2 protein-coding genes are annotated in these 1,071 nt (G+C 62.7%); both read left to right on the top strand.

Features of this window, described 5'->3' with window-relative positions:
* The first annotated feature begins 22 nt into the window (after positions 1–22).
* Positions 23–259, top strand: a complete 237-nt coding sequence (locus IP65_RS20695; protein ID WP_054132918.1) for a sigma factor-like helix-turn-helix DNA-binding protein — start codon at positions 23–25, stop codon at positions 257–259.
* A 60-nt stretch (positions 260–319) separates the two neighbouring features.
* A partial coding sequence (locus tag IP65_RS20690) for a nucleotidyltransferase (RefSeq protein ID WP_054132917.1) occupies positions 320–1,071 on the top strand: 752 nt, incomplete at its 3' end.

Below are 1,071 nucleotides of genomic sequence, written 5' to 3'. Positions count from 1 at the left end.
GCCCGAATGGGGTACGCCCGTCCTGCCGACCCTGTCGCCACGCACGTTCTGGCGCCGAGGCCAGCGCGGCCTGCGTCGGATGACCAAGCGCCAGCGCGCGATCTTCGCGGCTGTGCGCTTCGAGGGCGCCAGCTATGCCGAACTGGCCCAGCGTCATGGCATCACCGTCGAGCAGGTGCAGGCCGAGCTGGCCAAGGCCCTCTCCACGCTGACCCGTGCGGTCTATGGGCACTGGTGGCAGCGCTGGTGGCCGTGGTGAAAAATTCAGGCCGCCCGATGACTTGCCATCGGGCGGCCGTCGCGACAGGGTGCCGCTATCATGCGCAGCGATCTCGACCATCTTCCCGCCAACAAGCAGCGCGAGCTGGAACGCGTGGTGCAGATCGTCTTCGAGGAATTCGAGGACGCGCTGGCCCTGGCCTCGCACGAGTGGAAGAAGAAGGGCCGCATTCTCAAGGTCATTCTCTATGGCAGCTATGCGCGCGGCGGCTGGGTCGACGAGCCGCACACCGCCAAGGGCTACCAGTCAGACTATGACCTCCTCATCATCGTCAACGACAAGCGCCTGACCGACCGGGTCAAGTACTGGGCCAAGGTCGATGATCGGCTGATGCGCGAGTACGGCATTGCCGGCACGATCAAGACCCCGGTCAATTTCATCGTCCACACCCTGCAGGAGGTGAACGACGGGCTGGCCCATGGGCGCTACTTCTTCATGGATGTGGCCCGCGATGGCATCGCGCTTTACCAGAGCGATGACACCGAACTGCACCAGCCCAAGCCCAAGACGCCGCATGCCGCACTCATGATGGCGAAGGAGTATTTTGAGGAGTGGTTTCCGGCATCGATGCGCAAGTTCAAGCTTGCCAAAGACGCGAAAGATCAGGCCTTCAATAAGGAGGCTGCCTTTCTATTGCATCAGACGACAGAAAGCTTGCTGCACTGCGTCCTTTTGGTCGTGACCTTCTACACGCCCCATATGCACAATCTAGCGTTCCTGCGCACACAGGCCGAGCGGCTGGACGTCCGGCTGGTCCACGTCTGGCCCAGCGACAACCGCAAGCAGCGAGC

This window comes from Novosphingobium sp. AAP1 (assembly GCF_001295765.1).
Classification (GTDB): domain Bacteria; phylum Pseudomonadota; class Alphaproteobacteria; order Sphingomonadales; family Sphingomonadaceae; genus Novosphingobium; species Novosphingobium capsulatum.
This window is presented reverse-complemented; position numbering and strand designations above follow the sequence as displayed.